This is a genomic window from Fictibacillus terranigra, from assembly GCF_030412265.1.
GTDB classification, from domain to species: domain Bacteria; phylum Bacillota; class Bacilli; order Bacillales; family Fictibacillaceae; genus Fictibacillus_C; species Fictibacillus_C terrinigri.
Genome location: NZ_JAUHLN010000002.1, coordinates 759,444 through 780,712 on the forward strand (window position 1 = coordinate 759,444; position 21,269 = coordinate 780,712).

General features: G+C 42.6%; 24 protein-coding genes. 10 read left to right on the forward strand and 14 right to left on the reverse strand.

Annotation, left to right across the window (positions count from 1 at the left end):
• Positions 1–206 precede the first annotated feature (206 nt).
• Together rodA and prpE are read left to right on the forward strand one after the other, a co-directional pair.
• Positions 207–1,364, forward strand: coding sequence for a rod shape-determining protein RodA (rodA, locus tag QYF49_RS11760; RefSeq protein WP_290399781.1), 1,158 nt, complete (start codon positions 207–209; stop codon positions 1,362–1,364).
• A gap of 71 nt (positions 1,365–1,435) precedes the next feature.
• On the forward strand, positions 1,436–2,173 hold the full coding sequence (gene prpE / locus QYF49_RS11765) for a bis(5'-nucleosyl)-tetraphosphatase PrpE (protein WP_290399782.1): 738 nt from the start codon (positions 1,436–1,438) through the stop codon (positions 2,171–2,173).
• Between the two features lie 31 nt (positions 2,174–2,204).
• Here prpE and QYF49_RS11770 read toward each other — a convergent pair whose 3' ends face one another.
• Genes QYF49_RS11770 through QYF49_RS11785 form a run of 4 tightly spaced genes read right to left on the reverse strand, consistent with a single transcriptional unit; the run spans position 2,205 to position 4,992 of the window.
• On the reverse strand, positions 2,205–3,107 hold the full coding sequence (locus QYF49_RS11770) for an RluA family pseudouridine synthase (protein ID WP_290399783.1): 903 nt from the start codon (positions 3,105–3,107) through the stop codon (positions 2,205–2,207).
• A gap of 11 nt (positions 3,108–3,118) precedes the next feature.
• On the reverse strand, positions 3,119–3,913 hold the full coding sequence (locus tag QYF49_RS11775; protein ID WP_290399784.1) for an NAD kinase: 795 nt from the start codon (positions 3,911–3,913) through the stop codon (positions 3,119–3,121).
• A 26-nt stretch (positions 3,914–3,939) separates the two neighbouring features.
• Positions 3,940–4,581, reverse strand: a complete 642-nt coding sequence (gene yjbM / locus QYF49_RS11780; protein WP_290399785.1) for a GTP diphosphokinase — start codon at positions 4,579–4,581, stop codon at positions 3,940–3,942.
• A gap of 27 nt (positions 4,582–4,608) precedes the next feature.
• Positions 4,609–4,992 (reverse strand): UPF0738 family protein, encoded by a 384-nt coding sequence (locus QYF49_RS11785; RefSeq protein ID WP_290399786.1) that lies wholly within the window; start codon positions 4,990–4,992, stop codon positions 4,609–4,611.
• Between the two features lie 132 nt (positions 4,993–5,124).
• Here QYF49_RS11785 and QYF49_RS11790 point away from each other — a divergent pair, with 132 nt between their 5' ends.
• The 4 genes from QYF49_RS11790 (at position 5,125) to QYF49_RS11805 (ending at position 7,900) form a co-directional block, all read left to right on the forward strand.
• Positions 5,125–5,706 (forward strand): CYTH domain-containing protein, encoded by a 582-nt coding sequence (locus QYF49_RS11790; RefSeq protein WP_290399787.1) that lies wholly within the window; start codon positions 5,125–5,127, stop codon positions 5,704–5,706.
• 57 nt (positions 5,707–5,763) lie between these two features.
• Positions 5,764–6,390: a lytic transglycosylase domain-containing protein gene (locus tag QYF49_RS11795; RefSeq protein WP_290399788.1), complete on the forward strand. Its 627-nt coding sequence runs from the start codon at positions 5,764–5,766 to the stop codon at positions 6,388–6,390.
• Positions 6,391–6,587: 197 nt separating this feature from the next.
• Entirely contained in the window at positions 6,588–6,998 is a 411-nt protein-coding gene (locus tag QYF49_RS11800; protein WP_425589566.1) for a globin domain-containing protein, read from the forward strand.
• On the forward strand, positions 6,995–7,900 hold the full coding sequence (locus QYF49_RS11805; RefSeq protein WP_425589567.1) for a ClpXP adapter SpxH family protein: 906 nt from the start codon (positions 6,995–6,997) through the stop codon (positions 7,898–7,900). Before QYF49_RS11800 ends, QYF49_RS11805 begins: the two co-directional genes overlap by 4 nt.
• A gap of 305 nt (positions 7,901–8,205) precedes the next feature.
• Here the strand turns inward: QYF49_RS11805 and pepF are convergent, their stop codons facing one another.
• The 3 genes from pepF to mecA all read right to left on the reverse strand — a co-directional run bounded on the left by pepF (position 8,206) and on the right by mecA (position 12,055).
• Positions 8,206–10,023 (reverse strand): oligoendopeptidase F, encoded by a 1,818-nt coding sequence (pepF, locus tag QYF49_RS11810; RefSeq protein ID WP_290399789.1) that lies wholly within the window; start codon positions 10,021–10,023, stop codon positions 8,206–8,208.
• A 34-nt stretch (positions 10,024–10,057) separates the two neighbouring features.
• Positions 10,058–11,281, reverse strand: a complete 1,224-nt coding sequence (locus QYF49_RS11815; RefSeq protein WP_290399790.1) for a competence protein CoiA — start codon at positions 11,279–11,281, stop codon at positions 10,058–10,060.
• 99 nt (positions 11,282–11,380) lie between these two features.
• Positions 11,381–12,055, reverse strand: coding sequence for an adaptor protein MecA (gene mecA, locus QYF49_RS11820; RefSeq protein ID WP_290399791.1), 675 nt, complete (start codon positions 12,053–12,055; stop codon positions 11,381–11,383).
• Positions 12,056–12,327: 272 nt separating this feature from the next.
• Between mecA and QYF49_RS11825 the strand changes: the two genes are divergently transcribed.
• Positions 12,328–12,999 carry a TerC family protein gene (locus QYF49_RS11825; protein ID WP_290399792.1) on the forward strand — a complete coding sequence of 224 codons (672 nt, stop codon included), beginning with the start codon at positions 12,328–12,330 and terminating at the stop codon, positions 12,997–12,999.
• Between the two features lie 42 nt (positions 13,000–13,041).
• Here QYF49_RS11825 and spxA read toward each other — a convergent pair whose 3' ends face one another.
• The 3 genes from spxA to QYF49_RS11840 all read right to left on the reverse strand — a co-directional run bounded on the left by spxA (position 13,042) and on the right by QYF49_RS11840 (position 14,396).
• A complete protein-coding gene (gene spxA, locus QYF49_RS11830; protein ID WP_290399793.1) occupies positions 13,042–13,437 on the reverse strand; it encodes a transcriptional regulator SpxA in 396 nt (131 codons plus the stop codon).
• A 242-nt stretch (positions 13,438–13,679) separates the two neighbouring features.
• Entirely contained in the window at positions 13,680–13,808 is a 129-nt protein-coding gene (locus tag QYF49_RS11835) for a hypothetical protein (RefSeq protein ID WP_290399794.1), read from the reverse strand.
• Between the two features lie 24 nt (positions 13,809–13,832).
• Positions 13,833–14,396, reverse strand: coding sequence for a GNAT family N-acetyltransferase (locus QYF49_RS11840; protein ID WP_290399795.1), 564 nt, complete (start codon positions 14,394–14,396; stop codon positions 13,833–13,835).
• 141 nt (positions 14,397–14,537) lie between these two features.
• On the opposite strand from QYF49_RS11840, the gene QYF49_RS11845 reads away from it, so the two are divergent.
• The 3 genes from QYF49_RS11845 (at position 14,538) to QYF49_RS11855 (ending at position 17,245) form a co-directional block, all read left to right on the forward strand.
• Entirely contained in the window at positions 14,538–14,723 is a 186-nt protein-coding gene (locus QYF49_RS11845; protein ID WP_290399796.1) for a hypothetical protein, read from the forward strand.
• 75 nt (positions 14,724–14,798) lie between these two features.
• Positions 14,799–16,553, forward strand: a complete 1,755-nt coding sequence (locus QYF49_RS11850; RefSeq protein ID WP_290399797.1) for a UbiD family decarboxylase — start codon at positions 14,799–14,801, stop codon at positions 16,551–16,553.
• Between the two features lie 155 nt (positions 16,554–16,708).
• Complete coding sequence (locus tag QYF49_RS11855; RefSeq protein WP_290399798.1) at positions 16,709–17,245, forward strand: HD domain-containing protein; 537 nt, start codon at positions 16,709–16,711, stop codon at positions 17,243–17,245.
• Positions 17,246–17,279: 34 nt separating this feature from the next.
• Here QYF49_RS11855 and QYF49_RS11860 read toward each other — a convergent pair whose 3' ends face one another.
• From QYF49_RS11860 to opp3C, 4 genes are all read right to left on the reverse strand, one after another.
• Positions 17,280–18,131, reverse strand: a complete 852-nt coding sequence (locus QYF49_RS11860) for a DegV family protein (RefSeq protein WP_290399799.1) — start codon at positions 18,129–18,131, stop codon at positions 17,280–17,282.
• 88 nt (positions 18,132–18,219) lie between these two features.
• Positions 18,220–19,221 carry an ABC transporter ATP-binding protein gene (locus QYF49_RS11865; protein ID WP_290399800.1) on the reverse strand — a complete coding sequence of 334 codons (1,002 nt, stop codon included), beginning with the start codon at positions 19,219–19,221 and terminating at the stop codon, positions 18,220–18,222.
• Complete coding sequence (locus tag QYF49_RS11870; protein WP_290399801.1) at positions 19,221–20,240, reverse strand: ABC transporter ATP-binding protein; 1,020 nt, start codon at positions 20,238–20,240, stop codon at positions 19,221–19,223. Before QYF49_RS11870 ends, QYF49_RS11865 begins: the two co-directional genes overlap by 1 nt.
• Positions 20,241–20,251: 11 nt before the next feature.
• Positions 20,252–21,265: an oligopeptide ABC transporter permease gene (opp3C, locus tag QYF49_RS11875; protein WP_290400430.1), complete on the reverse strand. Its 1,014-nt coding sequence runs from the start codon at positions 21,263–21,265 to the stop codon at positions 20,252–20,254.
• Positions 21,266–21,269: the final 4 nt, after the last annotated feature.

The following is a 21,269-nucleotide window of genomic DNA, read 5'->3' on the forward strand; positions in this document are numbered from 1 at the left end:
GTTACCTCCTTTTTTTCAGTAAATACTTATTTACCCAAGATGTATTCGATAAAAACTCCTTATATATCATTATGCACCACATAATTTCGTCCACTATAAAAAAGAAGTAAAGCAATTGTCAAATTAATGTCCACCTTTTCAGTATGCAAACCTCTCATTTTTCGGTAAGATAGAACATGTTATCCGAGATAAGGAGTATGAATGAGATGGAAAATAACAGGCAGACCCCGCTGCAGCAAATTGATTATAATTTAATATTTTTACTGTTTCTTATGATATGCATCAGCTGTATGGCTATATACAGTGCACAGGAAATCGCACAGTATGATTCCAATTTCGTTATCAAACAGCTCATGTGGTATGTGATTGGTGCTTTTGCCATTGTAGGTGTAATGGTCCTGGACTTTGACCAGTTTAGAAAACTATCATGGTATCTGTACGGTTTCGGCATCCTGCTCTTAATCGGGATTGTAATAGCTCCTGAATCACTCGTTCCGAACATTAACGGTGCAAGAGCTTGGTTTCGCTTCGGCCCCTTTGCTCTCCAGCCCTCTGAGCTGATGAAGGTAGCTTTGATTATCACAATCAGCAATACCATCGCCACCCATAACGAAAAATACATCGTGAGAACGCTGCATGAAGATTTGTTGCTGATCGGAAAGATTGCGCTGATAGTGGCGCCTCCGATGCTGCTGATCCTGATGCAGCCCGATCTTGGTACAAGCCTGGTCTTCATCGCCCTTACATTAAGTCTGATGCTTGTATCCGGCATCCGCTGGCGGATCATTTCTGTGATTATATTAATTGGAGTCCTGTTTATCACCTTGCTGGTTTGGATCTACTTTACATTCCCGCAATTTTTCCTGGATCACATTCTGGATGAATATCAGCTTGAACGTTTTTACGCATGGCTAGATCCATACGGCCACAAAGACGAAGGGTACCACATCCGAAATGCCTTAATGGCCATCGGTTCAGGTCAGCTCTTCGGTAAAGGGTTCACCCATGGTTCTGTGTATCTGCCTGAAGCACAGACAGATTTTATCTTTTCCATCGTTGGAGAAGAATGGGGCTTTATCGGTACGAGTGTGCTGATCTCTCTATTCTTCCTAATGATCTATCGAATGATCAATACAGCGCTAGAAAGCAACGAAGCATTTGGTAGTTACTTATGTGCCGGTGTTATCGGGATGATCACGTTTCAGGTTTTCCAAAATATTGGTATGAACATCCAGGTCATGCCGATCACAGGTATCCCGCTCCCGTTTATCAGTTACGGAGGAAGTTCAGTTCTTGCCCAAATGATTGCCTTTGGTTTAGTCCTTAATGTCCGTTCGAGAACAAGAAAATATATGTTTGAGTAAAACACCTGTGATGCAGGTGTTTTTCTTTTCTTTCCTGGTTATAGTAAGTACAGATAATCGAGGTGAAGAGCATGAACTATGATATCATCGGCGACATCCATGGCTGCTGGGATGAATATTATGAACTCACCCAAAAGCTGGGATACGCCTGGAAAAATGATCGGCCAGTACATGAAGACAATCGGAAACTTGTGTTTGTCGGTGATCTCACCGACAGAGGACCCCGTTCAATCAAAGTTATGGAACATGTTTATCAGCTATGTAAAGACAATCAAGGTTTGTATGTTCCCGGAAACCATTGCAATAAGCTGTACCGGTATTTCTTGGGGCGCAACGTTAAGATTATGCATGGCCTCGAAACAACAGTTGCAGAGTTGAAGGAACTCCCAGCAGATGAATTTAATAGCGTTAAAAAAAATTTTATGGAGCTCTATGAAAGCTCGCCCCTGTACCTTTTACTCGACCATGGCCAGCTCGTGGTTGCCCATGCAGGGATCAGGGAAGATCTAATTGGCAAGAGCGGAAAGAAAGTCGAAAGCTTTGTCCTTTATGGCGATATTACGGGGAAAACGAATCCGGATGGAACACCAGTCAGAAAAGATTGGTCCAGCCAATATCACGGACAGGCTTATATCGTGTACGGCCACACTCCTGTTTTAGAACCGAGGGAAATCAACGGGACCATCAACATTGATACAGGCTGTGTATTTGGCAATCGCCTGACCGCCCTTAGGTACCCTGAAAGACAAACAGTGTCTGTTCCTTCTTCTATGAGGTTTGTAGAGGAAAAATTCAGGAGTTTTACATAGGTAAAAAAAAAAGCCCATCAAAAGGGCTTTTTTATTGTTCTCTCATATTTCCGAAAAGCTGCTGCAAATCTTGCGGAAGCGGGGCATCTACGTTCATCAGCTTCTCTTCGAAGGGATGAAAAAAAGATACTTTCCAACTGTGAAGTGCCTGACGGGCGATCTGATCGACCGGTCCGCCATAGAGATCATCCCCCAGCAGAGGATGGCCGATATGTGACATGTGGACTCGGATCTGATGGGTTCTTCCCGTTTCGAGCTGAAGAGAAACGAGGGTATTTCCCTCAATCTCTTTAACCACCGAATAATGGGTCACTGATTTTTGTCCCTGTTCCGTAACCATTCTTTCCACCAAACTATCTTCATTCCTGCCGATAGGGGCGTCCACTGTCCCGCTGAGTCTCTTAAAAAGACCTTTCACTCCGGCCAGGTAGGTTCGATTGATCGCCTTTACCTTCTGCTGCTGAGAAAAAAGGGAATGTGCAAAACGATGTTTCGCGATCATGAGAAGGCCTGATGTATCTTTATCCAAACGATTCACAGCATGAAAGGTGCTGTGAACTCCCTCCTGTTCATAATAAGAAAGAACTCCCTGGGCCAGAGAGCCTTTTGTTTGATAACGCGAAGGAATGGTTGGAAGTCCTGCTGGTTTGTTCACGATGAGAAGATGCTCATCCTCATAAAGAATATCAAGGGGCATGGGGACGGGGTCCATATGGGAACTGACTTCCTCGGGTGGAAACCGGACTTCAACCTCGTCCCCGGTGCGCACATGTTTTCTGACAGTAGAAGGCTCTCCATTTACGAGAAGCTCCCCGCCTGTAAACTTAATATCAGCGAGTGCACTTTTTGAAATCTTTTTATGGACCCGCAAAAACTCACGAAGCAGACCAGCTTCGTCTTCTTTAACGGTCCATGTTATGTTAAATGCAGTCATAATTTCTCCTGTTAATCAGTAACGAACGCTTCCTTCACCCTTTTCCAGAATGGGAAAGGGCGGAATCGGGCAAACCGGATCTTTTCCTCCGCTACCCTGCACTGTATCGATTTCACTTTCTTTTGCAGCAGAAACAAATGGTCGATCGTGATGTGAAAATCTACATCGTTCACAGGCTTCAGCATGCATGTATGATGCTGAGGAAGCACCAGGGGAGAACCGATGGTACGGAATACCCTGTTATTGATGGATGCCATCTCTGAGAGCTGAATGGAAGGGAGAGATGGGTGAATGATCGCCCCTCCAAGTGCTTTGTTATAGGCCGTACTTCCTGAAGGAGTTGAAATACAGAGGCCGTCCCCCCGGAACGTTTCAAACAGGTCGCCTTTGATCTCCACATCCATGACGAGAGAACCTTCCCCGCTTTTTACTGTACATTCATTTAGAGCAAGATAGCTTTTTTCATCGACATCATCCAAATAGCGGACGGTCACTTCAAGAAGCGGATATTCTACAATCTGGTATGGAGTCTTTGCAATATGAATCACTAGCTTTTCCACTTCGTCAGGTACCCAATCGGCGAAAAAGCCCAGATGGCCGGTATGAATCCCTACAAATGCCGTCTGATCGATCCGATGGACATAATGGTGGAATGCATGCAGCAAGGTGCCATCACCGCCAACGGTAATGACAATATCCGGTTCTGTTTCATTGTATTGCAGCTCGAATTCCTGCAGATAGGTTTTTATTTTTTGTTTCAGCGTGTTTGATTTTTGGTCGCCTTTTGAAATAATGGCAAATTTCACGTATGGATCACCTGCTTCTGAAGAAATTATGTAGAAGGATTGGAGCCTTTTCCAGCATCTGTTCTTTCAGAGAACACGATTTGAGCCTCCTGAACTTCTCCTCTAATCTCAGCCATCTCTTCGTCCAGGCGGCTTGCGGCTTCTGCTGCCCGCTGAAGACGGAGCTGGATGTCTTTCGGGATTCGTCCATGATATTTATAATTTAAAGAATGCTCAATGGTCGCCCAGAAATTCATCGCCAATGTACGGATCTGAACTTCAGCCAGTAAAGGCTTCTCACCTTCTAAGGTCTGTACGGGATAACGGATGACCAGATGATAGGATCTGTAACCGCTGGGCTTTTTGTTAGTAATATAATCCCGCTCCTCAACAATTTCGAAGTCTTTGCGGTTTCTAAGCATATCGATGACTTTCTTAATATCATCCGTAAACTGGCACATGATGCGCAATCCGGCAATATCCTGAATCTCTTCTTCTATTTTTTCAAACGGAATATTCTTTTGCGAGGCTTTGTTCAAAATAGAGTTAATAGGCTTTACCCTTCCTGTGACAAATTCAATCGGTGATTGCTTCGTGGTCTTCTGAAATTGTTCCCGGATTCCTCTGAATTTTACTTTTAATTCATCTACTGCTTGTTTGTAGGGGGCGAGAAGGGTCTCCCAATCCATTGCCTCATCCACCTTCCTCTAAATACTTTACTTGCTGTTCACTGTAAATGATCGATCTACAGCTTTAAGCATATCGTCACCATAATTGCTGTTGTCTTTAATATTTTCGAGCAGATAAGACAGTTCAGCATGCAGGGAAGACAGCTCGAAAAAAGTGTCCTCCTCAGCCTTTTTTAAAACAACGGGAAGTTCATTCACCAACGCTTCATTTAATTGACCCCAAAGCGGCTCAGGCAGACCGATATAAACGAGGTCGTCCTCTGTCTCCATAACATAGATAAATGAAAGCTGATCTGAATCAACAAGCATCCTGCTGCCGTCTTTCCATTCAGAAAAGCCTTGTCCCTCCTCTATGCTGAGCGTAAGTTGTTCTCCTGTAACTGCTTGACTTACGTTGTGTCTGATTGCCATGCTGTACCTCCTAAAACAATTATTCTACTCTTTAGTTTAACATAATTATTGAGTCAGTTTGTCATTTGAGAATCAAATAAGGCTGTGTCATAATGGGTTTCTAGCAATACATACGAAGAAGGAGTGCTTGATATGCAGCAAGAAATTGAAATAGAGTTTAAAAATATGCTGACACCTGATGAATTCTTTCGGTTATCCAATGAGCTTTCACTAAGAGAACAATCATTTGCCACCCAGACCAACTATTACTTCGACACCCCTGATTTTTTACTTAAACAGCACCTCAGTGCACTCCGAATCCGCGAAAAACAAGGTTACTTTGTTTTAACGTTAAAACAGCCGCATCCGGAAGGACTGCTGGAAACCCATCAAAACCTCAGCGAAACAGAGTACAAGGCATTCATGAATGGAGAAAAATTTGTGGAAGGGCAAATCTATTCCATACTTTCTGGCCTAGGTATCGAACCACAAAACGTCCATTACCTTGGGGCACTGACAACGAAACGGGCGGAAACAGAAACGGCTGGCGGGATTCTTGTCCTTGATGAAAATCAATACCTTTCCATTACCGATTATGAACTTGAATACGAAGCAAAGGAACGAAAACAGGGAGAAGCAGATTTCCACCGTTTTTTACAGGAGAAAGGAATACCCGAAAGAAAAACACTTAATAAAATCCAGCGGTTCTTTGAAGCAAAAAGCAGCGAACTTTAATTGTTTAATTCTTCCTCATTTGATATGATTATACATATAGATTGAGGAGAGAACAAAATGAAAATAGATACAATGAAATGGCTGATGGAAATCCAAGCCCTTCAACAGCTTAATGTTAATGGAACAGCATCCACTCCTGGATCATCACCCTTCGCTATGATCCTGCAGCAATTAAGTAAAGCGGCTGGGTTTGATCAGCCTGCTGCAGTTCACGTCATGCCGGCGATCAGCACACCAGCAATGCCGGCTGTTCCAAACACCCCGTCATTAGAGCACCATCATTCCATCTCATCCGCTCCGAAAGATATCGATTCTATCATCGAGAGAATGAGCTCTAAATATGGCGTAAATGCTGGCCTCATCCGGTCAGTCATTCAGCAGGAATCCGGTTTTAATCCTTTGAGTAAAAGCCCTGCTGGTGCTATGGGATTAATGCAGCTAATGCCTGCAACGGCAAAATCACTAGGCGTACAGAACCCTTATAATCCCGAAGATAATATTGAAGGCGGAGTTAAATACATAGAACAGCTGCTTGAACGTTACGATGGGGATGAAAAACTCGCACTGGCTGCTTATAATGCCGGTCCGGGCAATGTGGCCAAATATGGAGGGATCCCGCCTTTTGAAGAAACTCAAAACTATGTGAATAAAGTGATGGAATCTTACCAGACAATGAATGCTTGACCGCCCTTTCGATTGGGGCGGTTTTTTCATGGGCTCCTTCGGCAATCCTATTGTTTGCTAATCCTGCTATACCCTTGCTACAATAGGGTTATCAAGTCCGGCACCATTTAACCCTGAGGATTTTTTATGTGATCATCGGTCACCCAAATCCCAGTTCTGCAACCGATTTTGTGAAAAATGTTGAAGGAGTTTTCACCATGAATGAAATGGATATGACCCCATATGAACATCTGGGCGGAGAAGAGGTTCTTACAAAAATGGTGACAAATTTTTACCACCATGTTAAACAGAACGAAGTCCTGGCCCCCCTTTTTCCTGATGATCTATCTGAAACTGCCCGTAAGCAGATTCAATTTCTTACTCAGTTTCTTGGCGGTCCATCATTATATACGATGGAACATGGGCATCCTATGCTTAGAGCACGGCACATGCCATTTCCAATCACAGAACGCCATGCAAAAGCTTGGCTTGAATGTATGGGGAAAGCAATGGATTCTGTTTCCCTTGAAGGACCTCTGAGGGATTTTATCACCAGCCGTCTAACCATGACCGCTTATCATATGGTAAATACGTCCGATGATAGCCATGGAAAGGAGAATAACTCTTGACACCTTTTGAAGCCGAATATCCTTATGAAGCGAAGCACAAGGGTAATCTAAGTGCTTCCAGCTGTCATAAGCCCTTGGAATTATACTCTGTCATTGACCCATTATGCCCGGAATGCTGGGCATTGGAACCTATTTTAAAGAAGCTTCAGGTTGAGTATGGACAATATTTCACATTAAGGCACATCATTGGCGGGAGATTGGAATCCCTAAATTCTTTTAGACGGAAAGGCCAGCAGTCCGCTGAACGCATCGCAGACCGTTGGGATAAAATCGCAAATCGGACGGGTATGAGCTGTGACGGTGATCTTTGGTTTGAAGATCCGATCCTGGCTCCCTACCTTGTATTCCTGGCCATAAAAGCAGCTGAACTGCAAGGAAAGCAATCAGGAAACAAGTTTTTGCGCAAACTGAGAGAGCAATTGTTTTTGCAAAAGCAGAATATCTCTAAAGAGGAAGCACTTTTTGAGATCGCAAAAAACGCTGGGTTGGACGCTTATGAATTCATTAAGGATATGCATTCACAATCAGCGATAAAAGCCCTCCAGTGTGATAGGAAATTTGCAAATGAGATGGAAATTGACGAGATTCCTACCCTCGTCATATTTAATGATAAAGCTGAAGAAGACGGGATAAAAATTGCCGGGAGCTACCAATATTCAATTTATGTAGAAATCATTGGTGAGATGCTCGGGTTTCATCCAGAACCCAAGTCCCCTCCACCGCTTGAGGAGTTTATGAGAATTTATCGGTTTGTGGCTACGAAAGAACTTTCCGTCGTGTACAACATGGCACCGAGCGAAATTGAAAAAGCCATGAAGAAACTTATTCTTAAACAAGTGGTTGAACGTGTTCCGGTTAAACACGGTACATTCTGGAGATACAATACATCACAAACGGGCTGACGAACCTTTCCCTAAGGTTCGTCTTTTTATTGAATAGCTCTGGACTTCCTTGAATACAATGGAGACAAGGAGGGACTCCATGTTTTTATTCTTTTTTACACTGTCTTTGTTGTTTATTGCCGGCTGTTTTTATTTTTTTCTTCTGTCACTGTTAAAAATGATCTCTCTCGCACTGTCCGTTCCTCTGCTTTTTCTTTCCATCTTTCTTTTTTTATTGTGTCTCAACTACCGAAATAAATTGAAAAGACCTTTCCACAATTAAAAGAGCTCTTTACCGGGTCTGCCGATAAAGAGCTCTTTTCATTTTATTTTTCAAATAATAAACTTTCCATCTCATCCAATATTTCTTCAAAGACTTTTAGCGCATCCTCAACTGGCTTAGAGGTCGTCATATCAACACCCGCTTTTTTCAGTACTTCGATCGGATAATCAGAACTTCCTGCTTTCAGGAATTCGATGTAACGGGAAACCGCACTCTCTCCTTCTTCCAAGATCTGTTTAGAAAGGGAAGCGGCCGCACTGAAGCCTGTTGCGTATTGATACACATAGAAATTATAATAGAAATGTGGAATTCTTGACCATTCCAGGCCGATCTCTTTGTCGATGACCACATTTTCACCAAAATATTTAACGTTTAGGTCGTAATAAATCTTGGTGAGAAGTTCTGGTGTTAACGGCTCCCCGTTCGCTGCTTTTACATGGATTGCCTGTTCGAATTCGGCAAACATGGTCTGACGGAATACCGTTCCCCTGAAGCCTTCCAAGTGATGGTTCAACAGATACAGCTTTTCCTGCTTGTCCTTAGTTTTGTTCAGCATATAATGATTCAATAATGCTTCATTGCACGTGGACGCTACTTCAGCTACAAAGATGGAATAATCAGCGTAAGGATAAGGCTGATATTCTCTCGTATAATAGCTGTGAACCGAGTGCCCGATCTCATGTGTCAATGTGAAAAGGTTATTCACATTATCCTGCCAGTTCAGCAAGATATAGGGCATCGTGCCATAAGCACCAGACGAATAGGCTCCGCTTCGTTTCCCTGCATTTTCATGCACATCAATCCAGCGTTTTTCGAAACCTTCTTTTACAATATTCACATATTCTTCGCCCATCGGTTCCAAGCTTTCAAGCACAAGTTTTTTCGCTTCCCCGTATGGTACTTCCATCTTCACATCCTGCACAAGCGGTGTATATAGATCGTACATATGAAGCTCATCCACATTTAAAGCACGCTTTCGAATGTCCACATAACGGTGCAGCAGATGAAGATGATCATTTACAGTTTTGACCAGATTTTCATATACTTCTTCGGAGATATTATTGCTGTGTAGAGCAGCTTCCCGGGCAGACTCAAATTTTCTTGTTCTGGCAAAGAAATTATCTTTTTTCACAGTGCCTGCCAATGTGCTTGCAAACGTGTTTTTAAATGTATCATACGTTCCATATACCGCTTTGAACGCATCTTCCCTCACACGCCTGTCACTGCTTTCTAAGAAGCGTATATACCTGCCGTGTGTAACTTCAATTTCCTCCCCGTTCTCATCTTTAATGTCAGGAAATTTAAGGTCCGCATTGTTCAGCATTCCGAATGTTGTGCTGGCACTTGCTGTTACTTCACTGACATCAGCAAGGAGAGCTTCTTCCTCTTTAGAAAGCACATGCGGCCGCTGGCGATTGATCTCATCCAGGGCATGCTGATATAAATGCAGATCTTTATATTCTTTTACGTACCCTTGAATGACCTCTTCCGGCAAAGACAAAATTTCAGGAACCGCAAACGATAGTGAACTGCTAACCTGTGTTGCGAGATTGGATGCACGGTCATTCAATCCTTGATAATATGAATTCGTTGTGTCTTGATCGTACCTCATATGGGCGTATGTATAGAGCTTCCCAAGCTTTTTTGTGAGCTCGTCCTGTTTTTGAAAAAAATGATACAGCGTTTCTGCTGATTCACCAAGTTTTCCTTGAAACTTCTTCAACTCAGGCAATAATCCTTTTATTTCATTAAATTCTTCTTCCCACTTGTCGTTCGTTTCGTAAATGGCTTCAAGATCCCATGTATCCTGCTGTGGTAATTCTTCCCGTTTCGGAAGAGATTTTGATTTTGTTTGAGCCATGCAGCGGCACCTCCTGCTTAAATTTTGTGCATACCTACATTTTACCAGAAAACAGAATATTCACACCATGTTTTAGCCCTGCCTCCATCAAAATAAAATCATTGGCGATTGCTTTGTCCATGGTATTTGGAAATACGGGATCCTTCAGCTTAACAAAATCTTTTTTTCCAACTCGCTTCATCACTCCATAAAAACAAAGGAGTTCAAGATATTGCATGATAGCAAATGAATAATGCACACCATGAATGAGCGGCAACTGCCTTGGTGTTATGAGCTTTTTTGAGACCAGCCATTTAAAATGGTTAAAAACAGCCGAAAACGTAACAAGTTCTCCAATTGGAACAGGTACAACCGAGGAAAGGAGTACGTAGGACTGCCAGACAAAGGAAGGTTCATGCAGGGTATAAGCATAGGGAACCGGCATCCCTGCTTCAGATGGGAAATAAGCGATAGCGGAACGATGTTTGAGGAAGAGGATTTTTAAACGGTGATATGTCAGATGGTCTTGTTTGAAGGCATGGAGCCTCCACTGTTTTTTCCTATGCAGCCAGGATTTAGCCTGAAATAATGCACCGTTCTTATTTGGGGGAAGATGGTGGAAACCTGTTTTAAAAGAATAGTCGCTCAGAGGAATAGAATGAAGCTTTCCATACACACGTGTGGATGTAACGGGAACAATGGAAGAAAGATTGTAAACTTTGGCTTCATCAGGACAAAAATATAAAAGAGAGGGCAATGGATGACGTGACGAGTCGGTCCGTGCGGCCAGCCAATCAAACGAATGGATTTGAAACGTGGAGGCGTTAAGTCTTTTCAGCCTTTTTTTACTTAAGATCCAGACAGGTGCCAGCCCGCAGTTGATGTAGCCTTTACAGCGATCAATAAAAACCGGAGCCGGAATAGTGGAACATTGAAATTCGATGGCACCGCCGGGCGGGATGAATAAATCGGGGCGCTGGGAGATTTCCGGGAAAAAGGGTTCCAGAAGTGTTTCTGGAAATTCTTTAATGGCCTGTTCGTACAGAAGCTTTTTGCCAAGAAGGTGGTAAATCGATTCTCCGCTCGATAGGATACAGTTCGATAAACCGGGGAGGTGGGAAAAATGCCAGATCTTCAAATTGCCTGCCTTTATTCGAACTTTTTCTTTGCAGTGAGGACAATAAAAACCGCTTTCATTTTGTATAGACTTCAGTTCTTCTCTCGTATACCCCGCAAGAAGGTTGATTCTTTTACCCGTTATCAAATGGGCAACAAGCATAGCATCACCTCTTTTTTTCTTATTTTATGGTAAATAAATTCTTTTTACAAGGCGTCTCAAATAAAAAACACCGATTCCAAGTTTGAAATCGGTGCATTCTTACAATGTAAAGTGAGCTGAAATGTCTTCCAGCGCCCGCTCAGCAATAATCTCTTTCCCGTACTCTTGAATTCGATGAATGGATGCATCTGAATCTGAGCCATACTCAAGCAGTTGAGACAATAAGTCATCCTGCTCACGGTCCGTTGTTTCAGGATTGAACGTAACATACAAGTAATATTTATTATCAAAGTGGTAAAGGGAATTCGCGAATAATGAACTGTCAATATTGTGTGACAGCATGATCATATCTTCAAAATCACTGAAAAGTAACAGAAAGGACAAGTAGTCTTCGTCTGCAAGCTCGATATCTTCTATTTCCTCTTGATCATCCGCAGTAAACTGCTGATCAAGCAAATTCTCAATGTTCTTATCAACAGGAAGATCGATCTTTTCATCTCCAAGAGGAAGCTCAAGCTTGGTGCCGTCTTTTGACATTTGAGCTCTTGTTACGATAATCTCTAGCCCTTTATCCAAGGCTTGCACCTGAATCCACAATGGGCCTTCTAAAGGAAATTGTTCCTGCTGATGCGCTTCATCCATCATTTCCCAGAACAGTTCTTCCCCCCGCTCACGATTAGACCAGATTTCTTCACGGTCAAAACCCCTGTCTTCAATATCTCTATACGTTATAAAAAATTTAATTGTAAATTCATTTACTCTTTCTATTTCCATTTCGTTCTCTCCCTTCTAACCGTATTGTAACCTATGAAGGGATAATTTCCCCTGGGTATGATGTATTGTCACTTTTTCCTAAAAAAAGAAAATTCAATCCATAGCTGGCTCATTCTTGTACTTCTATTCTATGACAAAACATCAAAGTTGGAAATAAAAATGCTGACCATTTTCGGCCCTTTTTTTAAGAATAAATGGTCTTTATTTGAAAGAAGTTTTGTACATTTTAACATACATCGTTTTGTTTAGCACTTGAAAGGGGTTTTTCTTTCGTGGATACAGATTTTGTCCTGGCCCTCATGCAGATCATCGCCATCGACGTTCTTCTTGGTGGAGATAACGCAATCGTTATTGCTCTCGCGAGCCGCAACTTGCCTGAACATCAGAGGAATAAAGCGATTTTTATTGGAACTGGCCTCGCCATCTTCATCAGGATCATCTTAACCATCCTGGTTGTCTATTTGCTGAAGATCCCTTTTCTTTATGTGGCTGGAGGAGCGCTTTTGACCTATATCGCCTTTCAGCTGATTGTACATGAGGAAAACGATAACAATATTAAACCAGGGATGACCTTATTTTCTGCGATCCGCACCATTGTTGTCGCCGACATCGCAATGGGCCTTGATAATGTACTGGCTGTTGCCGGTGCTTCAAAAGGATCGGTCCATCTTGTGATTATGGGACTCATTATATCCGTTCCGATTATTATATGGGGCAGCAAGGCGATCCTTCTTCTTATGGAGCATTTCCCGCTTCTTATCTATTTTGGTGCTGGCATTTTGGCCTACACCGCTGGCGAAATGCTCACATCAGAAAAAGAGCTTCAGCCCTTCTTTCACAAAAATCCGAACTTAGAGGCTGGTCTGACCACCCTTGTTGTGACGGGAGTTATATTGGCCGGTCTTTTGTCCAATTACATCCATTCACGTAAACCAAAACGGTAAGATAAAAAAAGCTTCTACAGAACTTAATCTGTAGAAGCTTTTTTAATTAACCATACGCTGTGCTTCGAGCAATTGATACGTACGGACTTTTCTAGGTAAAAACCTTCTGATTTCATCTTCATTGTAGCCTACCTGGAGTCGTTTTTCATCCATGATAATCGGCCGTCTTAAAAGTCCAGGATTGTCAGCAATAAGCTGATAAAGATCCTGAAGAGGCATGGTCTCTACATTCAGGTTTAATTCCTGAAATGTTTTTGAACGGGTAGAAATGATTTCATCCGTCCCATCCTCCGTCATTCGAAGGATTTGTTTAACTTCCTCTATACTCAAAGGCTCTGAAAAAATATTTCTTTCTTGGTATGGAATGTCGTTATCTTTTAACCACGCTTTTGCCTTACGACAAGATGTACAACTCGGCGAAGTAAATAAAGTAACCATATGGATCTTCTCCTTCCCCATCCTACTGATTTAACCCCTACTTTATAATAGTTATTAAATCATATTTTTTATTATACTACATTTTCTTTAAACAAAAAAGGTCTTCACAAAAATATAATAAAACTTGTACAACACAACTTCATAACGTGTGCTCTCATTTATATAGACGTTTTACCCAGAAAAAAGTTTCATAAAACATAAAAAGAAATAGGATGAAAAAAACTTTTCATCCTATACTTGCTTTATGCAATGGATTTGACTTGAGATGCAGGTCCTTTTTTAGGAACCGTAGATAAGCCTTTTAAATTCTTTTTGAGCATCTCTTTCAATAATTCGCGCTTGCTTTGTTTTTTCTTATCTTTGGCTTTCATGCAGATACCTCCTTGCCATAGAAATTACTCGGTTATGGCGTCTTTATCGTGCTGAAAGGTGAGCACATCGGCTACATCCTGATAAGCTCTGCCGTACAATTCTTTATCTTTGTACGTATGTATTTCATTATACGTCTTTTTCATGTTTTCATAAATACTTTCTTCACTTTCTCCCTTTGGCGCCCAATACAGAATCTCCATCACGTTCACTTTATCCGTAGCCAGTGATCTCCTTTGGTAACCGATTTTAGAGGCATGCTTAAACCCTTCACGCCGATAGAACCGCTGCCGTTTTTCAGTATCCGAGTCTTCATAATCAACCGGTTCCACTTCCAAGATGATCGGTTTTCCTTTTTCCTTCAGTTTTTGAAGCAGTTTCTTCCCTAACCCCTGACCGCGGGATTCTTTTGAAACAAACAAATAATCAATAAAAATAAAATCATCAAGCTCCACATACATCAAAACATGGTGTGGACCTTCATCTTTATGATAAATGTCTCCTTTATCTTCTAAAAGGAGTTCCATATGTTCCTGTGATTTCATTTCCTCAACGGGAAAGTACTGATTTAATTTATCATACCAATTCATAGAGTCATGCCAGCTCCTAACTGTAGTTATTTAGTTATAGAGTAAGTAAAAGAAATCGTTTTAGTTTTCCCTCTTTCCAAAGGGATAAACATCTTATACAATAGAGAGAGGAAATGTATGCCTTTTCACCGGAGGGATAAGATGGTGCAGTTTTTCCGTGATTTACTGCTGCTCGCTATTTTCATCATTGGGCTGACTGCTTTTATGGGAATCCTATCCCATTGGTTCTCGCTTAAAGTGTTCGGCGGCAAATCAGTATTTAAATTCGTAGAACGCTCAAAATCTTTTCAGTCCAATTGGAAAAACGTACAACGAAGACACCAGTAAACAACTTCTGGCTTTACGAGAAGTTGTTTTTTTGTGAAGATAAAAAAAGAACATACATACTTGAGGTGGAGATTCATGCATATTAATTTGCGATCATTTATTGAACAGTTACGAAAAGAAAATGAAATCACTGAGATAAACGCCGAGGTCGACCCTTACCTCGAGATCCCGGAAATTCATCGAAGAATTATTGATGAACAGGGGCCTGCCCTTCTCTTTACAAATGTGAAAGGAAGCGACATACCCGTTGTGACCAATCTGTTTGGTACGATCCGCCGGGTTGAACTTGCCTTTGGCCCCAGACCAGAAGCTCTGGTCAAACAGCTGGTCGATTCCATCGATGACCTCCTCCCTCCATCTCCTGGGAAGTTGTGGGGCAAAAAAGGGATGATTAAAGACGTCCTTAAGATCGGAACAAGAAACATCAAACCTTCAAAAGCTCCGATCATGGAATCGTTCACGTCTGATGTAAACATGAAGAAGCTCCCTGCCCTGACCGGCTGGCACCTGGACAGCAACCCGTTTGTGACGCTTCCGCTCGTCTACACCGAGCATCCAGATAAACACGAGCATAATCTTGGTATGTATCGCATTGAGATCAAAGAAGAGAAAAAAACGGGTATTCACTGGCAAATACACAAGGGAGGCGGCTTCCACCATTATGCCGCCGAACAAAAGAATGAAAACCTTCCTGTGACATTATTCCTTGGCGGACCGCCTGCTCTAGTGATCAGCGCCATTGCGCCTCTTCCTGAAGCAGTGCCTGAGCTTATGTTTTCTTCCATGCTCATGGGAGACAAGCTGAACCTTACACAAGCACCGGGTCATCCCCACCCGCTGATCGCGGAAGCCGAGTTTGCGTTTGGAGGATTTGTCCCGCCACACATCCGAGAACCTGAGGGCCCGTTTGGCGACCATTACGGATATTATTCATGGGCACACGATTTCCCTGTTTTCAACGTGAATCGCATGTGGAAACGCAAAGACGCCATCTATCCCGCAACGGTGGTAGGAAAACCAAAACAGGAAGACTATTTTATCGGTGAATACCTTCAGCGACTCATGAGCCCGCTCTTTCCAGTAGTCATGAACGGGGTGAAACAGCTGTGGACTTATGCAGAGACCGGTTTCCACGCGCTTGCAGGAGCTGTAGTACGTGAATCGTATTATAAGGAAGGCCTCGCACACGCTTTTAGAATTATGGGTGAGGGACAGCTTACGTTAACCAAGTTCCTCATGGTAACTAACAAAGAAGTTGATCTTCAGGACTTCTCTCAGCTTCTTGAAGCCGTGTTGGAAAGATTCCTTCCTGAACGTGATCTGTTGATCCTTCACGATACATCGATGGATACGCTTGATTATACCGGCCGGAAATTCAATACAGGCAGCAAAGCCATCATGACAGGTCTTGGAGAGCCAGTACGAGAATTGAAACGTTTGTATGAAGGCGGAACGATTCCAGGCATTAATGACGTTCAGGCGTATTGCGGAGGCTGTTTATGTGTATCTGGCCCGGCATTTGTCGAGGATCCAGAGTTTGGTGAAAGACTCCTTCGAACAGGAGAAGAGCAGCTTAACAACTGGCAGCTCGTATTTTTAGTGGACGATGCCTCAATCGCTGCAACTCAGTCACAATTCTTATGGACAACGTTTACCCGTTTCGATCCCGCTTATGACCTCTACGCCAAACATGAAGTAGTACGCAACAAGATTAAATACAGCGGACCTATCATCATAGATGCGAGGATGAAACCTTTTTATCCCGAAACAGTGGAAACCAGGGAAGATATTGCCCAATTGGTTTCCAGACGGTGGAACGACTATTTTTAAATAAAAAAAGGCTCAAGTGAGCCTTTTTTTTGTTAGATTTTAAAACTATTTCATTGATTAAGACGTGAAACGGTGGTATAGTATTTAACAATATACATTTTTAGCATTTTCTCCTAGCCGATGGCTGGAGACTGTTGCAGAAAGGAGAGAATCAAATGAGAAACGTAAGACTGACCGATCTTTTCCTTCATCCATCTGCTCAAAAGTATTTGGAACGTTCTGGACTTGTTCATGCGATTTCAACTGCATACCAAGCGTTTTCACTCGCTAATGAGCATGGCGTCAACCCCGACCTGGCTACAAAAGCAGCACTTCTTCATGACATCGGCCATTACACCTGGTATACAAACGGCCAGTGGGATTACTCCCTCTATAAGGAAAATGACATTCATGCGATTAAAGGTGCTGAAAGAGCACATAAACTACTCATTGAGCTTGGAGAAGATCCTAAAAAAGCAAAAGAGATCGCTCTTGCCATTCTCCTTCATACGGATTCGTATTTACCCGAAGGGCATCTTCAGCTATTACCCCTTCAGCGTGTAGTCGCACTTGCGGATGAAGCGGATGAAGAGCCTGGCGGATTGCACCATTATCGTAAGCTTGACCATAGAACGGCCTTAAACCGAATTAAAAAACTGGACCGATTGGTGGATGCTCATTATGAGACAAAAAATCTAAAACACTCCGTATAGATGATATCCATACGGAGTGTTTTCGTATATACTGTTAATGGAAGATAAAACCAATGGCATTTTCGCTGGCGTACGTCCCAATCGTACTTCCAAAACGGGTAAAAGAAATTGATTTAAACGCATGAAACGAAAACAGATCACCAAACTCCTTGATGACGTCCTCTTTGGACGGAAGACTATGAATGATAAAAAGCTCCTTTTCAGGATGCTTTTGCTTCCAATCATGAAGAAGCTCCATCAGCTTATTTAATCCTTTTTTCTTCCCTCTGTACTTTCCAACCGTTCCAACAATCCCATTTTGAACGGAAAGAAGAGGTTTTATATTCAGAAATTCAGCAACGGCTCCCTGGACCGCAGAAATCCTGCCGCCCTTTTTAACATTCTCCAATGTTTCAAGTAATACATAACCCAGTATCGATTGTTTTTTCTCATTGATGCTCGCCACTATTTCGACAGCATTCTTGCCTTCCTGCACAAGCTTCTCTGCTTCCTTCAGCAAAACGTGAATTCCTGCAGAAGCCGTTCCTGTATCAATAATATGAACTTTATTCTGAACCGTTTCATCCAGCATCCCTTTCGCAATTCCAGCGCTTTGAACAGTACCGCTCAGATTCGATGAAAGCCCTAGATAAATCAGCTCGTTTCCTTTGTCAAGCTCGGAAAGAAAAACATCATAAAAAGCCTGAGGAGATGGCTGGCTTGTTTTTGGAAGACTTTCTTCTTTTGCCATCCGCTCATAAAATTCATCCATGCTAATATCAACACCATCTAAATAATGGTCATCTTTGAACGTAATATTAAGCGGAATGATGACAAAAGGAACGGATAATGTATGATGCTCTACGCAGTAGTCGCTTGCACTATCCAGAATTAAAGTGATACTCATTCCATTACCTCGTTTCAAATAATCCTTATAACCCCTTTTAAACATAACATAAAACGACCCCCTGATATACAGGAGATCGCGTTATTACCTACTGTTTGTTCTCATTGTTCAAATCATTGTCATAAAGATGGCATGCAACCCAGTGGCCTTCTCTAGCTTCCTGCCACTTTGGAACGGCGCTGGCACAAACATCCATGGCATGCGGGCAGCGCGTTCGGAAACGGCAGCCGCTTGGAGGGCTGATCGGGCTGGGAATATCCCCCTCAAGGATAATACGTTCCCGGCTGCGCTCTACTTCAGGATCCGGAACTGGAATCGCGGACAGAAGCGCTTGCGTATAAGGGTGAAGAGGCTCTTCGTAAAGCTCGTCACTTTCAGCAAGCTCGACAATGTTTCCAAGGTACATCACGCCTACACGGTCGGAAATATGCTTTACCATGGAAAGATCATGGGCAATAAATAAATAAGTCAGCCCGCGTTCTTTTTGAAGTTTCATCATTAGGTTAACCACCTGTGCCTGGATGGATACGTCCAAGGCTGAAATCGGTTCGTCAGCAATGATGAAATCAGGGTCTACAGCAAGTGCACGGGCGATACCAATACGCTGGCGCTGTCCGCCTGAGAATTCATGAGGATAGCGGCTGGCATGAGCACGGTTAAGACCCACGGTTTCTAGAAGCTCATATACTCGCTCCATACGCTCCTTATCGTTCTTCGCGAGGCCGTGAATATCTATTCCCTCGGCAATAATATCTTTGATCGTCATCCTTGGATTTAAGGACGCATAGGGATCCTGGAATATCATTTGCATTTTGCGGTTAAACGATTTCAGTTCTTTTTTGGATTTCTTTCCGTGAACATCAACACCCTCGTAGGAAACGTTGCCCGCTGTAGCTTCGTATAGGCGGATAATCGTTCTTCCAGTCGTTGATTTCCCGCAGCCAGATTCTCCAACAAGCCCGAGTGTTTCACCTTTATATATATCAAAGCTAACATCGTCTACTGCTTTCAGCACAGCATTCTTGCCAACATTAAAGTGCTTTTTCAGGTTCTTTACTTCTAATAGCTTTTCTCTTTCTACAACTGCCATTAACGGGCACCTCCTACTAATGCAGCTTCAGGCGGTTCTACTTTAGGCGCTCGCTCATCCAGCAGCCAGCAAGCCGCTTTATGCGTTGAGGTAACGTCTGAGGCATCAGGCATATGGTCCACACAAACCTGCATAGCATAAGGGCAGCGAGCTGCAAATGGGCAGCCCTTCGGCGGGTTAAGCAAGTTTGGAGGCGTACCAGGGATCGCCAGCAATTCTTTATCGTTCGTGTTTAATTTCGGCATGGAAGAAAGCAATCCCCATGTATATGGATGTTTAGGATTGTAAAACACTTCATCCGTTGTTCCTGTTTCAACAATCGTACCACCATACATCACCGCTACCCTTTGAGAAAGGTTGGCTACGACACCAAGGTCATGGGTGATAAGTATAATCGCGGTTCCAGTTTTTTGCTGAAGATCTCTCATCAAATCAAGAATCTGAGCTTGAATTGTAACGTCAAGTGCGGTAGTGGGCTCATCCGCGATCAATACTTTAGGGTTACACGCAAGTGCGATCGCGATAACAACACGCTGTCTCATCCCACCAGAGAATTGGTGAGGATATTCTCCGATTCGAATTTCTGGATTTGGAATACCTACTAGCTTTAATAGATTGATCGCTCTTTCTTTCGCTTCGTTCTTAGATAGGTTCTGATGTTTACGAAGACCTTCCATGATTTGCTTTCCAACAGTCATCGTAGGATTTAGGGAAGTCATGGGATCTTGGAAAATCATAGAGATTTCAGAACCGCGGATTTTTTCCATCTCACGGTTAGAAAGCTTAGTAAGATCTCTTCCTTCAAAAAGGATTTCTCCTTCTTTAATTTCACTCGTTTTTTCAGGCAGCAATCGCATAATAGTTTTTGAAGTAACCGACTTGCCAGAGCCGGACTCTCCTACAATCGCAAGAGATTCGCCTTTTTCAAGGTGCAGGCTTACCCCGCGGACGGCTTTAACTTCTCCAGCAAACGTATGAAAGGAGACATTGACATTATTAAGTTCAAGTATATTTTTCATCTTTTCTCCCCCTATTTACGCATCTTAGGATCTAGTGCATCACGCAGTCCGTCACCCAATAGGTTGAAGCTGATCATGATCAATGAAATGATTACAGCCGGATATAATACTAGGTGAGGATAGATTTGCAGTGATTTAAACCCTTCGTTTACCAATGATCCTAGAGAAGCTGTCGGCGGAGCAATCCCTAATCCGATAAAGCTCAGAAATGCTTCAAAGAAAATGGCATTCGGAATGGTAAACATGGATGTAATGATAATTGAACCCAAAATATTGGGGAACATGTGCTTTGTCAAAATTCTTGAGCTATTTGCACCTAATGTTTGCGATGCCATTACAAACTCCTGGTTTTTCAGCTTTAATATTTGACCGCGGACAATACGAGCCATCGTGGTCCAGCCTGTTATAACAAGTGAAATAGTAATAGATAGAATACCTGGTTCCAATATTAAAATAAACAGGATAATAACAATCAAGTTCGGGATTCCGATTACAATTTCAATAATCCTTTGCATGATATTATCTGTCCGTCCGCCCCTGTAACCAGAAATCGCTCCATATGCAACACCGATAACCATATCAATTGCTGCAGCTAAAAATGCGATATATAAAGAGATTTGAGTTCCTTTCCAAACCCTTACAAATTGATCTCTTCCCAATGCATCAGTTCCAAACCAGTAATAGTTATCTTTCTGGTTCTTCATTTCATATTGATTTACGCCTCGGATATCTACTCCGTCAATGCCTAAAAAACCGACTTTTTCTAGAACCGGAATACGCGGCGGCAAATTCGCACGGCTCACATCCTGATCATCAAAACCATACTGGCTCAAAACAGGACCAAGAAAAGCGAACAACAGGATCACGGCGATGATTATTAAACCAGCAACCGATCCTTTGTTCTCAAATAGACGTCTTCTGGCATCCTGCCAGAAAGAAGTGCTTTCCTCTGTAATTTTTTCAGAAGCTTCCATAGAGATGACCGCAGGCTGGAACAAGTCATTGTTTAGTTGTTTTTCTCGCATGCTC

Excerpts from the sequence above, each read along its gene's own strand:
- QYF49_RS11865 (WP_290399800.1), bottom strand. The coding sequence starts at position 19,221 with ATGGCAGTTGTAGAAAGAGAAAAGCTATTAGAAGTAAAGAACCTGAAA.
- opp3C (WP_290400430.1), bottom strand. The coding sequence starts at position 21,265 with ATGCGAGAAAAACAACTAAACAATGACTTGTTCCAGCCTGCGGTCATC.
- QYF49_RS11785 (WP_290399786.1), bottom strand. The coding sequence starts at position 4,992 with ATGGCAATCAGACACAACGTAAGTCAAGCAGTTACAGGAGAACAACTT.
- QYF49_RS11860 (WP_290399799.1), bottom strand. The coding sequence starts at position 18,131 with ATGAGTATCACTTTAATTCTGGATAGTGCAAGCGACTACTGCGTAGAG.
- QYF49_RS11770 (WP_290399783.1), bottom strand. The coding sequence starts at position 3,107 with ATGACTGCATTTAACATAACATGGACCGTTAAAGAAGACGAAGCTGGT.
- QYF49_RS11855 (WP_290399798.1), top strand. The coding sequence starts at position 16,709 with ATGAGAAACGTAAGACTGACCGATCTTTTCCTTCATCCATCTGCTCAA.
- QYF49_RS11845 (WP_290399796.1), top strand. The coding sequence starts at position 14,538 with ATGGTGCAGTTTTTCCGTGATTTACTGCTGCTCGCTATTTTCATCATT.
- prpE (WP_290399782.1), top strand. The coding sequence starts at position 1,436 with ATGAACTATGATATCATCGGCGACATCCATGGCTGCTGGGATGAATAT.
- QYF49_RS11835 (WP_290399794.1), bottom strand. The coding sequence starts at position 13,808 with ATGAAAGCCAAAGATAAGAAAAAACAAAGCAAGCGCGAATTATTGAAA.
- QYF49_RS11795 (WP_290399788.1), top strand. The coding sequence starts at position 5,764 with ATGAAAATAGATACAATGAAATGGCTGATGGAAATCCAAGCCCTTCAA.
- QYF49_RS11790 (WP_290399787.1), top strand. The coding sequence starts at position 5,125 with ATGCAGCAAGAAATTGAAATAGAGTTTAAAAATATGCTGACACCTGAT.
- pepF (WP_290399789.1), bottom strand. The coding sequence starts at position 10,023 with ATGGCTCAAACAAAATCAAAATCTCTTCCGAAACGGGAAGAATTACCA.
- QYF49_RS11815 (WP_290399790.1), bottom strand. The coding sequence starts at position 11,281 with ATGCTTGTTGCCCATTTGATAACGGGTAAAAGAATCAACCTTCTTGCG.
- QYF49_RS11870 (WP_290399801.1), bottom strand. The coding sequence starts at position 20,240 with ATGAAAAATATACTTGAACTTAATAATGTCAATGTCTCCTTTCATACG.
- spxA (WP_290399793.1), bottom strand. The coding sequence starts at position 13,437 with ATGGTTACTTTATTTACTTCGCCGAGTTGTACATCTTGTCGTAAGGCA.
- QYF49_RS11840 (WP_290399795.1), bottom strand. The coding sequence starts at position 14,396 with ATGAATTGGTATGATAAATTAAATCAGTACTTTCCCGTTGAGGAAATG.
- mecA (WP_290399791.1), bottom strand. The coding sequence starts at position 12,055 with ATGGAAATAGAAAGAGTAAATGAATTTACAATTAAATTTTTTATAACG.
- QYF49_RS11800 (WP_425589566.1), top strand. The coding sequence starts at position 6,588 with ATGAATGAAATGGATATGACCCCATATGAACATCTGGGCGGAGAAGAG.
- rodA (WP_290399781.1), top strand. The coding sequence starts at position 207 with ATGGAAAATAACAGGCAGACCCCGCTGCAGCAAATTGATTATAATTTA.
- QYF49_RS11850 (WP_290399797.1), top strand. The coding sequence starts at position 14,799 with ATGCATATTAATTTGCGATCATTTATTGAACAGTTACGAAAAGAAAAT.
- yjbM (WP_290399785.1), bottom strand. The coding sequence starts at position 4,581 with ATGGATTGGGAGACCCTTCTCGCCCCCTACAAACAAGCAGTAGATGAA.